This is a genomic window from Emticicia fluvialis, assembly GCF_024793945.1.
Taxonomy (GTDB): domain Bacteria; phylum Bacteroidota; class Bacteroidia; order Cytophagales; family Spirosomataceae; genus Emticicia; species Emticicia fluvialis.
Window position 1 is genome coordinate 122,862 of sequence record NZ_JANUSD010000007.1, and the last position, 20,949, is coordinate 143,810.

Genomic DNA, 20,949 nt, shown 5'->3' on the forward strand with positions numbered 1-20,949 from the left:
AGCAATATTAGCTACTGAACGAAGAACGAATAATTCCTAATTCAAGGCCTCTTAACTCAGCCAGGCCACGCAAACGGCCAATGGCAGTATAGCCGGGGTTGGTGCGCTTAGCTGCGTTCAGGTCGTCAAGCATTTTATGGCCGTGGTCAGGTCTGAATGGCAGCCTTATGTCTTGTCTGCCCTCATCTATTCTTCTTTTTTGCTCGGTAAGCAGGGCTTTCATTACTCCATACATATCAACATCACCAGCCAGGTGGTCAGCTTCATGGAAGTTCCCTTCGGCATCCCGTTTGGTTGCTCGCAGATGGATAAAGTTTACTCTGTTACCCAATCTTTCTACCATACCCACCAGGTCGTTATCGGCTCTTACGCCATAGCTGCCTGTACAAAAACACAAGCCATTGTATTTGCTCTCGGCTGCTGCCAACAGTTGTTTAGCGTCAGCTTCAGTACTCACCACACGTGGTAAACCTAAAATCGGATACGGAGGGTCGTCCGGGTGAATAGATAATAAGACACCGTTTTCTTCGGCCACCGGAGTAATGGCCTGAATAAAGCTATACAGATTCTTGCGGAGTTCTGCCTCGCCCACATACTTGTAGGTATCAAGTGTATCGCGGAAAGCATCAATCGTGAAGCTTTCTTCACTGCCCGGCAGCCCGGCTATGATATTTCTGGTAAGCCGATGAATGTCAGTATCGCCGGCTTTATCAAACCATTCTTTGGCTTTTTGCAGCTGATTCTCTGAATAAGACTGTTCGGCATTGGGTCTTTTAAGGATATACACCTCAAAAGCGCAGAACTCGGTCATGTCAAACCTCAGGGCTGTTGAGCCGTCGGGCATCGGGAAGTCGAGGTCGGTGCGGGTCCAATCCAGTATCGGCATGAAATTGTAGCAAACCGTATCAATGCCGCAAGCGGCCAGATTAGCAAGGCTCTCTTTGTAGTTTTCGATATACTGTTTGTAATTGCCGGAAGCCTTCTTGATATCTTCATGCACAGGTACGCTTTCTACCACCGACCACGTAAGCCCATGTTTTTCTATTTCTGTTTTTCGGATTTCAATTTCAGATTTTGTCCAGACTTGTCCGTTAGGAATATGATGCAGAGCAGATACGATTCCCGTTGCTCCTGCCTGTTTCACATCTGACAAACTCACGGGGTCATTTGGGCCGAACCAACGCCAGGTTTGCTCAAGAGCCATAAGATTAAAGGTTGAAATGGTAAGCTACAAAATTATGTTTTAGGGGCGGAGTCTTCAAATAATATTTTGATAAAAATAAGTACTTTTTTGACGGCAATAAAAACTGACGTGATTGAACACCCGGCCATTTTTAAACAAAATAAATATGAAATATGATTTTATAAAGAAATTTAAAATTTTTAAACTTTTTTTTGGCGAGGATTTGGATAATTAAAAACAAACCTGCACCTTTGCAGTCCCAAATCACAACGGGGATATGGGAGTTTAGCTCAGCTGGTTCAGAGCATCTGCCTTACAAGCAGAGGGTCACAGGTTCGAATCCTGTAACTCCCACCAAAAAAGGTCTGGAAGCATCGCATTTCCGGACCTTTTTTTTGCTCCATTCTCCCCGGCTTGTTGCTCAAATGCCGGTTTTTAAGTTTACTCTCCACCCTCACCTGTATATCTTGGCGGTATCATCAGCATTGCCTCAATACTTTTATAGATACGTCATTCGCACAATCAGAAATAAAATTTTAATTTAGCGGGATATAACCAACTGACACCAGCCCGATGAGTAAACAAAAAGTAGCAGCCGAAGAACCCCTGGAAAAGCAATTGTGGAAAGCTGCAGACAAACTCCGTAAAAACATTGATGCCGCCGAATATAAACACGTAGTTTTAGGGCTTATATTTTTAAAGTATATTTCTGATGCTTTTGAAGAGCGGTATGCCGTGCTGAAAGCCGAAGAAGCAGAGGGCGCAGACCCCGAAGACCGCGACGAATACAGTTCGGAAAACATATTTTTTGTGCCGCAGGAGTCGCGCTGGAGTAATTTACAGGCCAATGCCAAACAGCCGGAAATTGGCAAAATGGTAGATAACGCGATGGATGTGATTGAAAAAGAAAATCCGTCGCTGAAAGGCGTTTTACCCAGGGTATATGCCCGGCAAAACCTGGACCCCACCAGCCTGGGCGAACTCATTGACCTGGTGAGCAACATTGCTCTGGGCGATGCCAAAGCCCGAAGCGCCGATGTGCTGGGCCATGTTTTTGAGTATTTTCTGGGTGAATTTGCACTGGCCGAGGGCAAAAAGGGTGGGCAGTTTTACACCCCGCGTAGTGTGGTAGAGCTGCTGGTTGAAATGTTGGAACCCTACAAAGGCCGCGTGTTCGACCCCTGCTGTGGCTCTGGCGGTATGTTTGTGCATTCTGAAAAATTTGTAACCGAGCATCAGGGGCGCATCAACGATATCTCTATATACGGGCAGGAAAGCAACCAGACCACCTGGCGGCTGGCTAAAATGAACCTGGCCATCAGGGGTATTGACAGCTCGCAGGTACAATGGAACAACGAAGGCTCGTTTCTGAACGACGCCCACAAAGACCTGAAGGCCGATTATATCATTGCCAACCCGCCTTTTAATGTGAGCGACTGGGGCGGCGAACAGCTACGTACCGACGGCCGCTGGCAGTATGGCACCCCGCCCACAGGCAATGCCAACTTTGCCTGGATGCAGCATTTTTTATACCACCTGGCGCCAAGCGGGCAGGCAGGGGTTGTGCTGGCCAAAGGCGCGCTGACCTCTAAAACATCAGGCGAGGGAGACATCCGCAAAACATTAATTGAAAAAGGCTTCATTGACTGCATCGTAAACCTGCCGGCCAAGTTGTTTCTGAACACCCAGATACCCGCCGCGCTGTGGTTTATGAGCCGCAACCGCAAAAACGGCAAGTACCGCGACCGCAGCCAAGAGATACTGTTTATTGATGCCCGCAACCTGGGGTACCTCATTAACCGCCGCACCCGTGAGCTATCTGCCGACGATATACAGAAAATAACTGCTACCTACCACAACTGGCGTAACCCCGGCGGTAATTATGAAGACATACCCGGTTTTTGTGCCGCTGCCCCCCTTAGCAAAGTGGCCGAGCTGGACTACGTGCTGACACCCGGCCGATACGTTGGCCTGCCTGATGATGAAGACGATTTTGATTTTGCCGAACGCTTTAGCACCCTGAAAGCCGAACTGGAAGCCCAACTGAAAGAAGAAGCCCAACTGAACGAAATCATTGCCGCTAACCTTTTAAAAATTAAAATCAATGAGTGAAATATCAAACAAGATTCTTTCGGAAATTGGTTGTAGTTTCTTATCAGGATTTGCTTTTAAGAGTTCTGATTATGTAAATAAAGGAATACCTCTAATAAAAATAGGTAATATTCAGAATCGAGTGGTAACAATTGATACCAATGGAAATTATGTACCTGAAGAATTGGTTAATTTTCAAACTCAAAGATATCTTTTAACGAATGATGATCTTTTGATTGCAATGACTGGACAAGGAAGCGTTGGAAGAGTTGGAAAACTAAAACTTCGTAAAGGTGATAAAGCCTTCCTGAATCAACGTGTAGGAAAATTCATTTGTGATGAAGTCCATCTTAATAAAGACTACCTTTATTATATTTTAACAACAGATAAATTTCAAGATTATCTTTTTAATACTGGTGCGGGAAGTGGTCAACCAAATTTAAGTCCGGATTTGATTTTACAAACAGAAATTCCTTGGATTGAATATTCCGAACAAACCGCCATTGCCTCCATCCTCAGCAGTTTAGATGATAAAATAGACCTGCTGCACCGCCAGAATGCCACCTTAGAAAAAATGGCCGAAACGCTTTTCAGACAGTGGTTTGTTGAAGAAGCAAAGGAGGAGTGGGAGATGGGAAGTATTTATGAATTAGTTGAAATTGTTTATGGCTTCCCTTTCAAATCAAAATACTTCAATTCAGAAAAAAAAGGGTTGCCATTAATTAGAATTAGGGATTTGAAAGATGGGCAATCTAATGTTTATACTGAAGAAGTTTGTGATTTAAAATTCAATTTGGAAAATGGAGACTTAGTTGCAGGAATGGATGGTGAATTTAGACTTTATATTTGGTCAGGAATAAGATCTGCACTCAATCAAAGAGTATGTAAGTTTGTTCCGAAACACAAATACGTTCCTGACTTTTTCATTTTCTCCTTAATGAAACCCTATTTACATTATTACGAAAACACAAAAGTTGGAACAACAGTAATTCATCTAGGAAAGGCGGACTTCGACGATATTAAGATTTCAATTCCACCCATATCATTACTCGTAAAATTTGGAGAAGAAACAAATGAATGGTTTTCTAAAGTGAAAAATAACAATAACCAAATCAGAACCCTCACTGCCTTGCGAGATACCTTGTTACCCAAACTGATGAGTGGTGAAGTAAAAGTAGAATATTAGACGAACGCCCAAAACCTGTAACACCGGGCTGAAAATAAAGTACAGCGCAGGGCTGGTCTATAAATATAAATGCAGCATGACTAAATTAACAGAAACCCATATAGAAAACCTGGCCATTGAGCTGCTCTGCCAGCTCGGTTATGCGTATATCTATGCACCAGACGTAGCACCTGACAGCCCAAACCCCGAACGGGAAAGCTACTCACAGGTTTTGTTAATGAGCAGGCTGCAAGCGGCTGTTCAGACAATCAACCCCGGCATACCGGTTGATGCACAGGCCGAGGCCATCAGGGAAATCCAGCGGATAGCATCGCCGGATATGCTCACCAACAATGAAACGTTTCATCGGTTCCTCACAGAGGGCGTACCCGTTACCGTACGTATAGGCGGTGAAGACCGGGGCGACAGAGTATGGCTGATAGATTTCAAAAACCCGGCTAATAACCAATTTGTGGTGGCCAGCCAATACACCATTGTTGAAAACAACCACAACAAACGCCCCGACCTGCTGTTGTTCGTCAACGGTATTCCGCTCGTATTGCTCGAACTCAAAAACGCCACCGATGCCAACACCACGCTGCATTCGGCTTTCAGGCAGGTAGAAACCTATAAGGCCCTTATACCAGGCTTGTTTACCTACAACGGCTTTGTGGTTATATCAGACGGCCTCGAGGCCAAGGCTGGCACCGTTTCATCGGGTTTCAGCCGGTTTATGGCCTGGAAAACAGCCGACGGCAAAGCAGAGGCCTCGCATTTGGTAAGCCAGTTAGAAACCCTCATACAGGGCATGCTGAATCCGGCCACCCTCATTGACCTGATCAGGCATTTCATTGTTTTTGAAAAATCAAAAAAAACCGATACCGCAACGGGCATTACGTCTATTACAACCGTAAAAAAAATAGCGGCGTATCACCAGTACTATGCCGTAAACCGGGCGGTAGAATCTACCCTGCGGGCAAGCGGATACAGCCCTGCGCCCTACCAGACAGGCATGGCGGTAGTGGCAGAACCACCCGAAAGCTATGGCGTGGCGGGTGTAAGCCAACAGCCCGCGGGCGACAAAAAAGGCGGCGTGGTGTGGCACACCCAGGGCAGCGGGAAGTCGTTAACCATGGTGTTTTATACCGGCAAAATAGTATTAGCCCTCAGCAACCCCACCATTTTGGTAATAACAGACCGCAACGACCTGGACGACCAGCTGTTTGATACCTTTGCGGCATCGAAACAACTACTAAGGCAGGAGCCCGTACAGGCCGACGACCGCAACCAACTGAAAGATTTGCTGCGGGTGGCGTCTGGCGGGGTAATTTTTACTACCATACAGAAGTTTCAGCCCCAGGAAGGCAACGTTTATGAGTTGCTGTCTGACAGAACCAACATTGTGGTAATAGCCGACGAAGCCCACCGGACACAGTATGGTTTCAGAGCCAAAACCATTGACGATAAAGATGCCGGCGGAAACGTAATTGGCAAAAAAATAGTATATGGCTTTGCCAAATACATGCGCGACGCCCTGCCCAACGCTACCTACCTGGGCTTTACAGGCACACCCATTGAAAGTACCGACGTTAATACTCCGGCTGTTTTTGGAAACTACGTAGATATTTATGACATAGCCCAGGCCGTTGAAGACGGAGCCACCGTGCGTATTTATTACGAAAGCCGCCTGGCCAAAGTAAGCCTGAGCGACGAAGGCCGGCAACTGGTAGAAGACCTGGATGATGAGCTGGAACAGGAAGATTTGAACAATGCCCAGAAAGCAAAGGCCAAATGGACACAACTGGAAGCCCTGATAGGCAGCCAAAACCGGATAAGCAATATTGCCAGAGACATAGTAACCCACTTTTGCCAGCGACAGGAAGTGTTTGAAGGGAAAGGGATGATAGTTACCATGAGCCGCCGGATTGCCGCCGAACTGTATGAGGCCATTATTGCCCTGAAACCAGCTTGGCATTCGGATGATTTGAATAAAGGCGTGATAAAAGTGGTGATGACCTCGGCCTCATCAGACGGCCCCCAGATAGCCAGGCACCATACCACCAAAGAGCAACGAAGGGTTTTAGCTGAAAGAATGAAAAACCCGGACGACGAATTGCAGCTGGTAATTGTGCGCGATATGTGGCTGACAGGCTTTGACGCCCCCAGTATGCACACCCTCTACATTGATAAACCCATGCAGGGGCATAACCTGATGCAGGCCATTGCAAGGGTAAACCGGGTCTACAAAGACAAACCCGGTGGATTGGTGGTTGATTACCTGGGCGTAGCCTCAGACCTGAAAAAAGCCCTGGCGTTTTATACGAATGCAGGCGGCAAAGGCGACCCGACCGAGCTAAAGGAAAAGGCGGTGCAACTGATGCTGGAGAAACTGGAAGTGGTGGCTGCCATGTTTCATGGTTTTGAATATAAGCATTATTTTGAGGCTGATACGTCGAAGAAATTATCGCTGATTCTGGCTGCCGAAAACTTTATTATGCAGCCCCCAGACCAAAAAATACGGTTTATTAACGAAGTAACGGCGTTGTCAAGAGCCTTAGCACTGGCTAATCCGACTAATGAGTCTATGGATGTCATAGACGAGATTTCGTTTTTTCAGGCCGTAAAGGCTTGCGTAGTGAAGTTTGTAAGCAGGGGTTCGGGGCGAACGGATGAAGAAATTGAAACCACCATCAGGCAGGTGATAGACAAAGCGCTGGTTTCAGAAAAAGTGGTTGATGTTTTTGATGCCGCAGGTATTAAAAAACCGGATATATCGATACTTTCGGAAGAGTTTTTGATGGAATTGAAAGGAATGCAGCATAAAAATGTGGCCTTTGAGTTGTTAAAGAAACTACTGAACGATGAGATAAAGGCTAGAGCCAATACAAATATGGTGCAAAGTAAACACCTGATGGAGATGCTTGAAAACTCTATCAGAAGGTATCATAATAAAATAATTACCTCTGCCGAAGTGCTGGAAGAGATAATTACCATAAGTAAGGAAATAGTTAAAATGGACAATGAGGCCAAAGCAATGGGCCTTACCAAGTATGAATATGGATTTTACACAGCAGTTGCCAATAACGATAGCGCCAAAGAACTGATGCAGAAAGAAAAGCTGCGGGAACTGGCCATTGTGCTGACAGAGACCATCAGAAAAAACGCAACTATTGACTGGACAATCAAAGAAAGTGTAAGGTCTGGCTTGAGAGTAGCAGTAAAACGATTATTAAGAAAATACGGATACCCGCCAGATATGCAATTGCTGGCCACTGACACCGTACTGAAACAGGCAGAAAAGATGGCCAATGAAATAGCAGGCTAAGTTTTTTATGTCAGCAATACCCTGCCATCTACCGGTAATAATCCAGCAGCATTTTGCGGAAAAGCAATTCATATTTGGCCTGTATGAAGTTTGAATTGGCTTTTTCGAGATTCAGCCGGAAAGTATTAAGCTCAATGGCATGAATCAGGCCTTCCAGAAATCGCTCCCGGGCCGAATCAAACGCTGTCTGCTGCGCATTCAATTGTCTTTGGGCGCTGGTGAGTTTTTCCTGGGCTATTCTGGCGGTAAGGTAGGCTTGTTCTATCTCCTGCTTTAGCTGAAGTCTCGATTGCGACAACTGGGTTTCTGCCATCTGCTGGCTGATAATGGCATTGTTTATTCTGCCCTTCACCTGTCCGTTGCTGTAAATAGGTATGTTTATATTCAAACGGGCATATTGATTCAGATTGAAATTCAACTGATTAAAATAATTATACTCTCTTGCTGCCGCGCTTGAATAGGCCGTTCCCATGCCCGCCCCTAACGATACACTAGGATACCTGGCCGCCTGCGCTATTTTTATACCTACAACCGAACTGCGCAAGCGCCAGTCGGCATTTTTTATAACTGGCTGGTCATTGAAGGCAGCCGTTACCTCCTGCAAATATTGTTCATCAATAACGATGTTTTTTTCATAAAAAGGCACTGGCTCAATTTCAAACGAGCTGTAAGTCGGGTAAGCCATCAACTGCGCCAGTGCCAGCCTGGCTAACTCAATATTACTTTTCATGTTTAAAGCCTCATACTCAGCCGTTGCCAGTTGTGCGTCCAGGTCAGTCAGGTTAGTATGGGGCATATTGCCTTCTTTTACCAGTTCTTTTACTCTATCTATCTGTAGCTGCATACTTCGCACCTGCTCCTGGTTAATTTTCCATAGTTCCTGGCTCATTAATACCTGCATATAAGCAAGGGTTATGCGGTTGCGCAACTCTACTTTACCCCGCTGCATATCCCATTCGTCGGCCTGTAGATTATATGAATTCTGCAATATCTGATTCTTCAGCGCGAAACCGTTAAAAAGCATAACGTTAGTGCCAAAACTAACTGAATTAGAAGAAATGGTATGTTGTATGAAATCGTTTGTAAAGGGGTCAATGCTTCTTCCGGAGCTTAAGCCCTGAGAAAAAGACCCTGACAGATTAGGATATACCGCTTGCTTTGATTGCCGCAAGGCGTTTTCGGTCTGCTTTATTTTTAAAAGCCGCTGTCTGATATCAAAGCTTTGTTTGTAGGCATATTCTACACATTGCTCAAGGCTGAATCTGTTTTGTGCAGATACCCCCATTGCCCAACAAAAAAACAAAAGCAGGTATACTAATTTACGAAATGACATAAGCTTGGGATTAACGTTTCATGGTTTTCCGGATATCATAAAACAATTTCTCAATCAGTTTCAGATTCTCGGTTATTATTTCCCCTGTGGCTGTCATACCATTTCTGAACGGCAGTTTCTTGTCGGCAGTGGTTACTAAGCCACCCGGAAAATTAACCCTTACTACATACACAGTGTCTTTGGGAATATCCGATATATACGCCACTCTGCCGGTAACCGTCCCGAACTCCTGAAAAGGGTAACTCTGAAACTTCACTATCACCTCCTGATTCGTTTTTACTTTGCCAAAATTGTATTGCCCCAACATCATTTCTCCGTGGTATCCGGTGCCATCAGGCAGAATATAGAGCAACTCCTGCCCGGCTTTTAAAATCTGGTTTTCTTGCAGACTAGTCAGAAAATTCACTTTGCCACTAATGGGCGCTATGGCAACGTAGCGCTGTTTCCAGGCCTCTATGTCGCTTTTCAATGAGTTGATAGACTGCACCAGGTTATTTTTTTGTTCTTCAATGGTTTTGTCTAGTTCTATCAACTCCTGCTGCTTCTGATTCCTGCTCATTGAGTTGTTATCAAGCGAGCCTTTGGCCTGCTCAAAGGCCTGCTTTTTGCTGAGGTAGCGGCTTTGGGCATTGCGTGCCTCCTGTTTAGACACAAAGCCTTTGTCGCTCAGCCTTTGTTGGCTTTGTGCCTCTTCTAATGCCATCTGAAGATCTTTTTCCTGTAGTTCAAGCTGGGCTCTGGTATTCTGCTGAATACGCTCCAGGGTATTGATGTCTCTGTTTACGGCACTTTTTTTCTTGAGATAAGAGCCGTCAGGCATGGACGATTGTGAGCGCACCAGCGCTTCCTGAAAGGTCTGAAATGATTTCTGTAACTCCCCCAATGAAAAATACAGCGGAACCCTGACCCGGTGGATACCGGCAAAATCGTTTTCAAGCGATAATTGTATCAGTTGATTAACGTTTGCTTCTAAAGAAAACACTTCATCTACATTGGCCGTACTCTCCAGATACGCCAGGTGCGCGCCTTGCTTCACCGTCTCTCCTTCTTTTACCAGTAGCCGGGTCAATCGGCCATCAGTTCTCACATTGACAGACTTAGGGGTATTGTCTGACACAACCATCATGGGTGCACCCACCAGGTCCGGGTACTCAACAAACCAGGCAACACCCAGCAAAATCATTAAAACAAAAAAGAACACGCTTACACCCCAGCGCACCAGCCAGGCAGGCGGCTGATTCAACACCTCATCAACCTGGCTATTACGTAGCTCCGGCAGGTTGGAATGGTTGTCGCCTCCCCCACCCCCGCCTTTATAGAAGACCGGAGGCACAGGTGGCCCGTCAGACCCACTATTCAGCAAATCTGGTGAGCTTACGTCTTTACCACCAACCAACTCTGTGAGACTACTTTCTGATAATTCTCCTGCTGTATCTTTGTTGTTTCCCATCAGTTTCCTAGTTCTAATTGGTTTTTCACAAGTTCAAAGTATTTGCCATGCTTTTGGGTAAGCTCGGCATGGGTGCCGGTTTCAACAATCTCGCCTTTTTCAAGCACCACAATCTGGTCGGCATTTTTTACCGTACTGAGGCGGTGCGCCACCACCACAACTGTTCTGCCCTTGAAGAACTCGTTCAGATTTTGCATAATTACGCTCTCATTGTTGGCATCAAGTGCATTGGTGGCTTCGTCAAGAAATATGAAATCGGGGTTTTTATAAACCGCGCGTGCAATTAATAACCGTTGTTTCTGCCCCTGACTGATTCCGCTACCCTCTGCGCCTATGTTGGTGTTATAACTCAATGGCAGCTCTTCAATAAATGACTGTATATTGGCCACTTTTACGGCATGCAGCAATTTAGGTATGTCGGGGGTTTCGTCACTTACGGCAATATTATTGGCAATGGTATCAGAGAAGATAAAGCCATCCTGCAAAACAGTTCCGCATACACTGCGCCATACACGCGGACTGATGTTATTAAGGGCAGTATCGCCCAGTTTAATCTCTCCCTTGCCGGGGTTATAAAATTTAAGCAGTAATTTAAGCAAAGTAGTTTTTCCGCTGCCACTGGTACCTACAATTGCTGTTACTTTGCCATTGGGGATGCTCAGGCTGATATCCTTCAAAACAGGTTCATTACCTGCGCCTGTATACGTAAAACTCAGGTTCTTAATTTGTATATCTTTGTTTTGCGGCAGATACTTTACAAAGGTTTTTTCTTCCGGTTCTTCATTGTCAATTTCATGTATTTCATTGAGCCGCTCAATGCTGATCTGGGCGTCCTGCCAATGCTGTATAAACTGTATCAATTGTTCAATCGGGCCATTGAGCTGCCCCATTATGTATTGCATGGCCATCATGCCACCGAGTGTCATTTGCCCGTTTACTACGGCCGTGGCCGCAAGAAAAGTTATCAGGATATTTTTGCCTTCATTAATAAAGAGAGTGCCCGCTTGCTGGTATTGCCCTATTGCCAGGCTTTTGATACTCCATTTAAATTGTTTAACCTGCAGATTCTCCCATTCCCAACGTTTCAGGTATTCGGCATTATTCATTTTTATTTCCTGCACCCCGGTAATGAGCTGTATCAGGCTGCTCTGATTCTGGCTGGCCAGCGCAAAGCGCTTGTTATCCATTTTCCGGCGATACCGAAGAAAAACGGTTATCCAGAGGGTATATAAAATGCTGGAAACAATGAAAATACTAAAAATGGTGAGGTTATAAAAAGCAGCTATAAAACTGAAAATTACCAGATTGAACATCGAAAACAAGACATTGAGCGAAGACCCCGTCAGGAATGACTCTATCCGGTGATGGTCGCCGATGCGCTGCAGGATATCACCAGTTTTTTTTGAGTCAAAAAATGCAATCGGGAGTTTCAATAACTTGCCCAGGAAGTCAGACAGGATGGATAAATTAATGCGCGTACTGATATGCAACAGTATCCAGCTTCTGATGAAATCAACCGATACCTTGCCCAAAAACAGCATGGCCTGGGCAATCAGAATGAGGTAAATGAAATGCAAATTGCGTGTTTGAATACCCGTGTCAACAATAGATTGGGTGAGAAAAGGGAAGATAACCTGTAAAATTGAGCCAATCAGTAAACCCAGACCCAACTGAACCAGTAAGCTTTTATATCGCCAGACATACTGCCAGAGCATGCCAATGGCAAGCCCCCTGTTTTTTTCGCCTTCATCTTCATAAAACCGGGATGTGGTTTCCAGAAGCAATGCTATACCTTCTTCTTCATTGTTCTTCTTTGAGGCCAGCCAGCCCTGACAAAACTCATCTTTTGAGTACGTTAGTAAACCTCTTCCGGGGTCAGCAACATGTACCATTAAATCTTTACCAAAACGGCTTTTGGTAATTTTATACACAACCACAAAGTGATTCTGCTGCCAGTGAATAATACATGGCATAGGTGCTTCTGTAGTCAGCTTCTCAAAACTTACCTTAACAGCCAGCGTTTTGAAGCCAATGTCTTCAGCGGCTTGCGCAATACCCAACAAAGAAACCCCCTCTTTGCCGATTTCTGCTTTCGTGCGCAGTGTCTGAATAGATAAATTTTTCTTGTAATGCTTCGCCACCATGCGCAGGCAGGTGGGTCCGCAGTCCATCGCATCCAGTTGTTTATAGTAGGGGAATTTATTATTTAGCACATTTTTAGTCAATTAGTTTTTCATTCAAAAGTTTTTCCAAGGTTTTCTACTAGATTTAGTCTAATATAATGAGCCTTTTTCCTGAAAAGTTAATATCCAACCCAGTATTCTTGTTTATCATAAATTCTTATCTAAAAACCTAATTATTTCTTCGGGTTCTAAATCTTTCTTAATTATCGTTCCTGAGCTATCCACTAAGAAATTAGCCGGATAAGCTATTATGTTTATAGCTGTAGTAATCTTTCTGTTTTCATCAAGATATTCCGGCCAAGGGAATTTGTATTTTCTTAATGCTATATCTAATCTATCAAGATTACCAGTCCAATCTCCGGGAACAGAAATAATCCGAAAACCCTTAGCTGAGTATTCAGGATAAATTTTTTTGTATTCACGTAACTGTTCAACGCAGGTTCCACAGGCAGAATGCCAAAAGTCGATAAGCGTGTACTTCCCTTGTTCCGTATTTATCTTTTCAAACTTTCCGGAGGTCAGATTTTTATATTCGAAATTTGTAGGAAATTTTTTACCTATTCCTACGATATTGGCTTCATTTAGTTTTGCTGCCAATATTTTCCCAATAAAGCTTCTGCCAATAACAGAATCGGACATATATCTTTCCAAAAAATACTCATACCCTGGCTGAATACCTCTTTGGTAAAAATGAACGTATAAATACCAAAAAGAATAATTGCGGTCCTTCATAGAGCAAGTATTATTTTCTATCACGCTTGCTCTTTCAATGTGATTTTCTTTGATGAGCTTGCATACGTTTGCCAGGCTGTCTGGAATCAGCTCGGGAGTCGGGTAAGCAGCCGTGATACTATCAGAAAATGTCTGCAACCAAGTAATATCTTTCAATAAACGTTTGTAATTTGAATAAGCGTAAGAGTCATAATAACTTTTCATTATCTCATTATTGACTAACGGAATAGGAGATTTTAAATCAATTTCGGCCATCTGTGTACCTTCTCTAACTACAAAAAAATCAGATGAATAACGGCATGTATCTTTGCTGCAAAATTTAAAAATAAAGGGATAGGTCGGATAACCTAACTCGCCTTTAATAGTAAAGCTTCCATTGGTTATATTTGCAGCGTAGCTTCTTATATCCAAAGTTGCATCAATTGAGTCTGAAGGAATAGCCGGAATGAGTAAAATTTGCCCATCAGAAACATTGATTTTTCCTTCAACTACAAAATTATGTTGCCCGAAACAACTCATTGACTCAAACAAGATGGTTGAGTAAAAACATACGTACCATATTCTTTTAATACAAAAAGATAGAAAAATAGAATTCATATATTTTTTAATTTGACAAAGTACATAAGTACCATTTATTGGGTATCTTATGCACTTTGTAATGAAATTCATTATCATAAATTCATATTTAAAAACCTAATTATTTCTTCGGGTTTTAAATCTTTCTTAATTATCGTTCCTGAGCTATCCACTAAGAAATTAGCCGGATAAGCATATATGTTTATAGTTGTAGTAATCTTTCTGTTTTCATCAAGATATTCCGGCCAAGGGAATTTGTATTTTCTTAATGCTATATCTAATCTATCAAGATTACCAGTCCAATCTCCGGGAACCGAAATAATCCGAAAACCCTTAGCTGAGTATTCAGGATAAATTTTTTTGTATTCACGTAACTGTTCAACGCAAATTCCACAGGCAGAATGCCAAAAGTCGATAAGCGTGTACTTCCCTTGTTCCGTATTTATCTTTTCAAACTTTCCGGAGGTCAGATTTTTATATTCGAAATTTGTAGGAAATTTTTTACCTATTCCTACGATATTGGCTTCATTTAGTTTTGCTGCCAATGTTTTCCCAATGGAGCTTCTGGCTATATCAGAATCGGACATATCGTTTTTCAAAAAATACTCATACCCTGGCTGAATACCTCTTTGGTAAAAATTAACGTATAAATGCCAAAAAGAATAATTGCGATCCTTCATAGAGTAAATATTATTTTCTATCACTCTTGCTCTTTCAATGTGATTTTCTTTGATGAGCTTGCATACGTTTGTCAGGCTGTCTGGAATCAGCTCGGGAGTCGGGTAAGCAGCCGTGATACTATCAGAAAATGTCTGCAACCAGGTAATATCTTTCAATAAACGTTTGTAATTTGAATAAGCGTAATCGTCATAATAATTTTTCATTATCTCATTATTGACTAACGGAATAGGAGATTTTAAATCAATTTCGGCCATCTGTGTACCTTCTCTAACTACAAAAAAATCAGATGAATAACGGCATGTATCTTTGCTGCAAAATTTAAAAATAAAGGGATAGGTCGGATAACCTAACTCGCCTTTAATAGTAAAGCTTCCATTCTTTACATTTGCAGCATAGCTTCTTATATCCAAAGTTACATCAATTGAGTCTGAAGGAATAGCCGGAATGAGTAAAATTTGCCCATCAGAAACATTGATTTTTCCTTCAACTACAAAATTATGTTGCCCGAAACAACTCATTGACTCAAACAAGATGGTTGAGTAAAAACATACGTACCTTATTCTTTTAATACAAAAAGATAGAAAAATAGAATTCATATATTTTTTAATTTGACAAAGTACATAAGTACCATTTATTGGGTATCTTATGCACTTTGTAATGAAATTCACCATCATAAATTCATATTTAAAAACCTAATTATTTCTTCGGGTTTTAAATCTTTCTTAATTATCATTCCTGAGCTATCCACTAAGAAATTAGCCGGATAAGCATATATGTTTATAGTTGTAGTAATCTTTCTGTTTTCATCAAGATATTCCGGCCAAGGGAATTTGTATTTTCTTAATGCTATATCTAATCTATCAAGATTACCAGTCCAATCTCCGGGAACCGAAATAATCCGAAAACCCTTAGCTGAGTATTCAGGATAAATTTTTTTGTATTCACGTAACTGTTCAACGCAAATTCCACAGGCGGAATGCCAAAAGTCGATAAGCGTGTACTTCCCTTGTTCCGTATTTATCTTTTCAAACTTTCCAGAGGTCAGATTTTTATATTCGAAATTTGTAGGAAATTTTTTACCTATTCCTACGATATTGGCTTCATTTAGTTTTGCTGCCAATGTTTTCCCAATGGAGCTTCTGGCAATATCAGAATCGGACATATCGTTTTTCAAAAAATACTCATACCCTGGCTGAATACCTCTTTGGTAAAAATTAACGTATAAATGCCAAAAAGAATAATTGCGATCCTTCATAGAGTAAATAGTATTTTCTATCACTCTTGCTCTTTCAATATGATTTTCTTTGATGAGCTTGATTACGTTTGTCAGGCTGTCTGGAATCAGCTCGGGAGTCGGGTAAGCAGCCGTGATACTATCAGAAAATGTCTGCAACCAGGTAATATCTTTCAATAAACGTTTGTACTCAGTAAAAGAGTAACGGTCATAATAATTTTTCATTATGCCATTATTGACTAACGGAATAGGAGATTTTAAATCAATTTCGGCCATCTGTGTACCTTCTCTAACTACAAAAAAATCAGATGAATAACGGCATGTATCTTTGCTGCAAAATTTAAAAATAAAGGGATAGGTCGGATAACCTAACTCGCCTTTAATAGTAAAGCTTCCATTGGTTATATTTGCAGCATAGCTTCTTATATCCAAAGTTGCATCAATTGAGTCTGAAGGAATAGCCGGAATGAGTAAAATTTGCCCATCAGAAACATTGATTTTTCCTTCAACTACAAAAGTATGTTGCCCGAAACAACTCATTGACTCAAACAAGATGGTTGAGTAAAAACATACGTACCTTATTCTTTTAATACAAAAAGATAGAAAAATAGAATTCATATATTTTTTAATTTGACAAAGTACATAAGTACCATTTATTGGGTATCTTATGCACTTTGTAATGAAATTCACTAATCTGTATCAACTGCAAGAACCTGGTGTTTTTTCATCAGATGTAGAGCAAGTTGTGCAACCAGCAGGTACACAATCTTTATTAGAACCCAAGCAAGCCGCTGCCCCACATGCTTCTCCTGCTAAGCTTTCTGAGCCACCTTTTACTTTTTTCATTTGCTCTCTTGAAAGTAAAGACGCACCAATACTTATAATCATTTTTTTCATTGTTGTAAAAATTTAAAATGTTAAGATTTATTTATGGTTGATTTGCAAATCCGTTGTTGGTAAATACTTTAAGATACCTTTTAGGTCTGTTAAACGATATTGCTGAGGCAACTTATAGCCGTCTAAGTATAGAGTTGGGGTAGCCTCTACTTTGGCAACTTCACAAAAGGTTTTATGCTGTTCAATAATGTTTTCAGTCTTTCCATTTCCAATTGTACCCAATTGAGTCTGCCATTTTTCAATATTCCGTTCTTCATTTTCATACCATTGATGTAAGGCGTTTGCTTGTTGGTCTTTGGGTAGTGAAAGGACTGTGCTCGCCACAATTCCTCGTTTGTCATCTTTATGGTTACTTGCCAAAAAAATCACTTGGCATTTCAAATTTTCGTTGGTAAATAATAATTCCTCAACAATTTTATGAGTTTTAGCACATGGTTGGCAAAATGGGTTTGTTACCATTGTTAGATTGTGTTCAGCGCTCGGATTACCAAATAGAATCATATCTTGAGGTAAATATGGTATTTCCGCCTGATTTTGCAATAAACTCAGAAACAAGTCAGGGTTATTTTTGAAGCGTCTAAGGTCGTTTTTCAAGGGGCTTACCTGCTGGCTTTTTTGTATGAGCGGCTTTAGAAAAAGCCACACTAATACCGATACTGACAAACCGAATAAAGGAGCGGCTATGTCAGTAAAAACTATATTAGCAAAATGTAATTTTAATTGGGGAAGAAACTGAATATGCAACAGAAACTCAATAATAAATAGCGATTGAATGGCCAAACACAGTGTGCACCATTGCTTTGCCACAAAGGCCTGATAATAGACCGACCAAATAGTATAAACCAAGGCGGTTGCGCCAACTGCCCAGAGCAAAAAGACTGATGCAGGATTGATTAATAAGGCTATAAAACCACCGGCAAAGTAGAAGAAGCCAACCTCTGCCCAGCTCAGCCACGAAGTAACCTGAGCCGCATTTGAACTTAAAATAGCATTGCAATTGGCTTTGTCGCCAGCCTGGCAAAGGCTATTTATAAACGGATTGTTTTTATCAATGCCTTGCCAAAGCAATAAACCGCTAATGATAACACCGGTGAATTTTGTAGCCAATAGTGCATTATAGTGCCAATCGGTTGTGAAACTATAAATAAATAAACCGATAATGAGTAATGAAGTGCCAATCAGAAGGGTAGGTATGCGCAGATTTTCGATAAATTCTTTTTTACGATTTTCGGCATAATTTTTTTCGCCTGATGCTTCGGTGGTTTCGGCCATTAAAGCAACTCCATTCCATTTTCTCAAAAAATCCTGCTTTTTTTCTCTTTTTATGCCTTGCTTTGGATGTATCCACTCAACGGTATCATCTTTCACGGCTTTTACCAATGCAAAAATGCCACCGTCTAAATACAGGTGAGTCAGGAATGGCACAGGCAGTGCAGCTATTTGTTCGGGCTTTATTTGTAGGGCCACGTTTTCAATATGCCACTCGTTCAGGGCATCACTGGTAGCCAACAGGCTTGGGTAATCGGGGTGATTTTTTAAAGTTTCTTCTACAGTTTCAGCGGTTACTTTGGCACCAATCGATTTCAGATATAAATAAGTAGCCGCCACAGCATTGTCATTAGATAATGGCGTTGTAAACATGGCAAGGTTGAATTTTATAGTCAGGCAAAAGACAAATATGTGTGCTTACATGGTTAATTCCTATCAAAACACTAATAATAAAACTGATAATTCCAGAGGCAATCAGTACCGCATAATAATTTATCCGTTTTCGATTGAACTTATAAAACTCTAATTATCATTAGATTACGAATATATGTAAATTATACATACCGAGACAATAAAAGAAAAACTTTTTATTTAACGTTACCTTTTTCTGTTTCAGAGGCCTGAATTGCAGCTGTGGTGAAAACTGGATGGGAGAAATGCGAAGTAATTATTTATAAATCACACAATATATAGCTGTTGCTTTGGTGGATGGTATACAAAATCAACTATTAATCAACCATTAATGAATTAGCTTCTCAATAGCCGAATAAATCTCATTTACCTCTTTTGCCGGGTCATAACCTATTTCAATAAATCTGATGTCCCGGTTTTTGTCAATTATCACAACCGCTGGAATACTATTTATTTTAAGGTCAGTTTCCAGGCTGTTTTTTTCATCAAAAAGTACCTTAAAGCTATATCCTCTTGAGCTGATGCTGTTTAAAATCTCATTTTGACTGATTCCCAATCTTTCTTTTGAATTGACAAATAGAAAGGCAACATCTTTATTGTCTTTATAGTAATCAATGAGGTGCTGCGTGGGTTTGAACTTTAAAAAGCACGGACCACACCAAGAAGCCCAAAAATCTAAAACTATTACTTTTTGACTTAGCTGTTTAATATCAATGAGGCTGCCTGATGTATCGTGAAACTCCAGCTCTGGTAGTTTCTTTTTTAAGAGTTTTACATCAGTAAGCTGGAAGCCTATAGTTTTTTCATCTATCTTATCTTGCATGTTTTTTATTAGCGCAAGCTCTTTTTCTGCCAATTCGGTTTCACCGGTTTCTTTAAGAAAAGAAATATAACCTGCATTAATATCTTCATACTTTAAAAAACCGTAGTCAAAGGCGGCCTTTCTAAGATATTCTTTTGCTTTGCGCTTATCACCCTCTAAAGCAAGTATTTGTCCGTACGTATGATACCTTCCTGCAAGAGTAGTTTTTCTTATTTCTTTTATCTCAAAATCTGGCAAGGTAAATGGTTCTCGCCAGTCACGGTTCCTATTGAGCAAGGGGGTCTCGCCTTCCATTGACTTTTCAATAAGCTCTTTGGCAACCGGCAGGTATTTTTTTTCTTTCACTAAATGAGACGCCGTCAGGGCGAAGCAAGCATACCTTCTTTCTTCTTTCAATAATTCCATTTGTTGTTGCCATGCCTGATAAGCATCCGTTTCAATATAGTCGGGCAGCAAGGCAGCCAAAAGTAAAGATAGGTGTAACTCTAAGGCATCCCGATTTTCTGGTTTTATTTCCGTATATTTATTTTTATATGATTCATAAAGGCGAATTCTTTCATTTGAGGTTTTTAATTTCAGGAATGGCCGGTGATAATCATAAAAATATACATGATTTATTGTGTATTTATCTTCAGGAAAGTTTGATAGCGCTTTTGTTCGCCAGTTCTCTGCCATTTCAGTCATACCCAGATTTTGATAAAACGTGCACAGAGTCCAGGTTTCGGTTGAATTCAGGCTGTCCTGGGTTGATAATTCAACCAGTTCGTCTTCCATTTGCAATCTGTGCAGGCCGTTACCTGGCTCAAATGTATGTAAATACGGCAGATAGAACTTTCTTTTCAGGGAGGGTTGAAAAATAAACGCTTCTTCAAATAGTTTTTTGGACACTTCTTTATTACCATCCATTTTAAATTGCCATGCAAAATTGGGCGACTTATATTTTGCGACATAAGCCTTTGACTCCGCCTTTACGTTGTCATTATCAATAAAATAAACAAAGTTGTTTTCAGGCTTATCGATAAACTTTTTATTTCTTACTACTCTGAAGAACAAGAATCTTGTATTAGCGTTAGCAGAAATTTCAAATTTCTGGCCCTCCTTACAATTACCAATCAATTTTCTTTCCAGATAACATTCCTTATCAAGTTCTTGCCGGTAAATAAATAGTTCAACAGAATCATGAGGTGCCCCATGATAAGTAATAGAAACACTCTGGCCGGTTAATGCATTGGTAGTATTGAAGCTCAATGCTGTTTCCTGCGCATACAGAGAGTAGTTAATAAGCAGAATTATACCCCAAAGCCACGTTTTCATAGTTTTAATACTTCAGTTACTTGAGTATCGATTGATTTAAAAAACAGATATGTAGCCTCAACAGCATTGTCTTTAGAAAATGAAGTTGTAAACATGGCAAGGTTAAGTTTTATAGTCAGGAAAAATTAAAAACAGTTATGACTGTATGATTAGCTTCAATCAAAACTTTAATATTCATTACATTACGAATATACGTAAACTATTCATACCCAAACAATAAAAGCAAATTTTTATTCAACGTTACTTTTCTGTTATTTCAGAAGCATGAATTATGGCTTAAAT

General features: G+C 41.2%; 13 protein-coding genes and 1 tRNA gene. 4 read left to right on the top strand and 10 right to left on the bottom strand.

The features are described 5' to 3' along the window. Positions 1–7: 7 nt before the first annotated feature. Complete coding sequence (gene uxuA, locus NZ848_RS10005) at positions 8–1,204, bottom strand: mannonate dehydratase (protein WP_259015374.1); 1,197 nt, start codon at positions 1,202–1,204, stop codon at positions 8–10. A gap of 258 nt (positions 1,205–1,462) precedes the next feature. Here uxuA and NZ848_RS10010 point away from each other — a divergent pair. The 4 genes from NZ848_RS10010 (at position 1,463) to NZ848_RS10025 (ending at position 7,764) form a co-directional block, all read left to right on the top strand. Further along, positions 1,463–1,540, top strand: a tRNA-Val gene (locus NZ848_RS10010). A 216-nt stretch (positions 1,541–1,756) separates the two neighbouring features. After that, complete coding sequence (locus NZ848_RS10015) at positions 1,757–3,295, top strand: type I restriction-modification system subunit M (protein ID WP_259015375.1); 1,539 nt, start codon at positions 1,757–1,759, stop codon at positions 3,293–3,295. Then, on the top strand, positions 3,288–4,460 hold the full coding sequence (locus NZ848_RS10020) for a restriction endonuclease subunit S (RefSeq protein WP_259015376.1): 1,173 nt from the start codon (positions 3,288–3,290) through the stop codon (positions 4,458–4,460). Before NZ848_RS10015 ends, NZ848_RS10020 begins: the two co-directional genes overlap by 8 nt. Before the next feature lie 76 nt (positions 4,461–4,536). Then, positions 4,537–7,764, top strand: a complete 3,228-nt coding sequence (locus NZ848_RS10025) for a type I restriction endonuclease subunit R (protein WP_259015377.1) — start codon at positions 4,537–4,539, stop codon at positions 7,762–7,764. Positions 7,765–7,792: 28 nt separating this feature from the next. On the opposite strand, the gene NZ848_RS10030 is transcribed toward NZ848_RS10025, so the two are convergent. From NZ848_RS10030 to NZ848_RS10070, 9 genes are all read right to left on the bottom strand, one after another. After that, entirely contained in the window at positions 7,793–9,097 is a 1,305-nt protein-coding gene (locus tag NZ848_RS10030; RefSeq protein ID WP_259015378.1) for a TolC family protein, read from the bottom strand. A gap of 10 nt (positions 9,098–9,107) precedes the next feature. Beyond that, entirely contained in the window at positions 9,108–10,547 is a 1,440-nt protein-coding gene (locus tag NZ848_RS10035) for an HlyD family secretion protein (protein ID WP_259015379.1), read from the bottom strand. Next, positions 10,547–12,760, bottom strand: coding sequence for a peptidase domain-containing ABC transporter (locus NZ848_RS10040; RefSeq protein WP_259015380.1), 2,214 nt, complete (start codon positions 12,758–12,760; stop codon positions 10,547–10,549). The genes NZ848_RS10035 and NZ848_RS10040 overlap by 1 nt, the downstream gene beginning before the upstream one ends. Before the next feature lie 117 nt (positions 12,761–12,877). Beyond that, entirely contained in the window at positions 12,878–14,059 is a 1,182-nt protein-coding gene (locus tag NZ848_RS10045; protein ID WP_259015381.1) for a TlpA family protein disulfide reductase, read from the bottom strand. 74 nt (positions 14,060–14,133) lie between these two features. Continuing rightward, on the bottom strand, positions 14,134–15,315 hold the full coding sequence (locus NZ848_RS10050; RefSeq protein WP_259015382.1) for a TlpA family protein disulfide reductase: 1,182 nt from the start codon (positions 15,313–15,315) through the stop codon (positions 14,134–14,136). Positions 15,316–15,389: 74 nt separating this feature from the next. Beyond that, positions 15,390–16,571, bottom strand: a complete 1,182-nt coding sequence (locus NZ848_RS10055) for a TlpA family protein disulfide reductase (RefSeq protein WP_259015383.1) — start codon at positions 16,569–16,571, stop codon at positions 15,390–15,392. Between the two features lie 81 nt (positions 16,572–16,652). Next, complete coding sequence (locus tag NZ848_RS10060) at positions 16,653–16,850, bottom strand: hypothetical protein (RefSeq protein ID WP_259015384.1); 198 nt, start codon at positions 16,848–16,850, stop codon at positions 16,653–16,655. Between the two features lie 27 nt (positions 16,851–16,877). Continuing rightward, the gene (locus NZ848_RS10065) at positions 16,878–18,491 is read right to left on the bottom strand and encodes a vitamin K epoxide reductase family protein (protein ID WP_259015385.1); all 1,614 of its coding nucleotides are present in this window, start codon (positions 18,489–18,491) and stop codon (positions 16,878–16,880) included. A gap of 367 nt (positions 18,492–18,858) precedes the next feature. After that, positions 18,859–20,259 (bottom strand): TlpA family protein disulfide reductase, encoded by a 1,401-nt coding sequence (locus tag NZ848_RS10070; protein WP_259015386.1) that lies wholly within the window; start codon positions 20,257–20,259, stop codon positions 18,859–18,861. Positions 20,260–20,949: the final 690 nt, after the last annotated feature.

Coding starts and splice junctions, on each gene's coding strand:
- NZ848_RS10015 (WP_259015375.1), top strand. CDS start 1,757: ATGAGTAAACAAAAAGTAGCAGCCGAAGAACCCCTGGAAAAGCAATTG.
- NZ848_RS10055 (WP_259015383.1), bottom strand. CDS start 16,571: ATGAATTCTATTTTTCTATCTTTTTGTATTAAAAGAATAAGGTACGTA.
- NZ848_RS10065 (WP_259015385.1), bottom strand. CDS start 18,491: ATGTTTACAACGCCATTATCTAATGACAATGCTGTGGCGGCTACTTAT.
- NZ848_RS10020 (WP_259015376.1), top strand. CDS start 3,288: ATGAGTGAAATATCAAACAAGATTCTTTCGGAAATTGGTTGTAGTTTC.
- NZ848_RS10030 (WP_259015378.1), bottom strand. CDS start 9,097: ATGTCATTTCGTAAATTAGTATACCTGCTTTTGTTTTTTTGTTGGGCA.
- NZ848_RS10070 (WP_259015386.1), bottom strand. CDS start 20,259: ATGGATGGTAATAAAGAAGTGTCCAAAAAACTATTTGAAGAAGCGTTT.
- NZ848_RS10050 (WP_259015382.1), bottom strand. CDS start 15,315: ATGAATTCTATTTTTCTATCTTTTTGTATTAAAAGAATAAGGTACGTA.
- uxuA (WP_259015374.1), bottom strand. CDS start 1,204: ATGGCTCTTGAGCAAACCTGGCGTTGGTTCGGCCCAAATGACCCCGTG.
- NZ848_RS10035 (WP_259015379.1), bottom strand. CDS start 10,547: ATGGGAAACAACAAAGATACAGCAGGAGAATTATCAGAAAGTAGTCTC.
- NZ848_RS10025 (WP_259015377.1), top strand. CDS start 4,537: ATGACTAAATTAACAGAAACCCATATAGAAAACCTGGCCATTGAGCTG.
- NZ848_RS10060 (WP_259015384.1), bottom strand. CDS start 16,850: ATGAAAAAAATGATTATAAGTATTGGTGCGTCTTTACTTTCAAGAGAG.
- NZ848_RS10045 (WP_259015381.1), bottom strand. CDS start 14,059: ATGAATTCTATTTTTCTATCTTTTTGTATTAAAAGAATATGGTACGTA.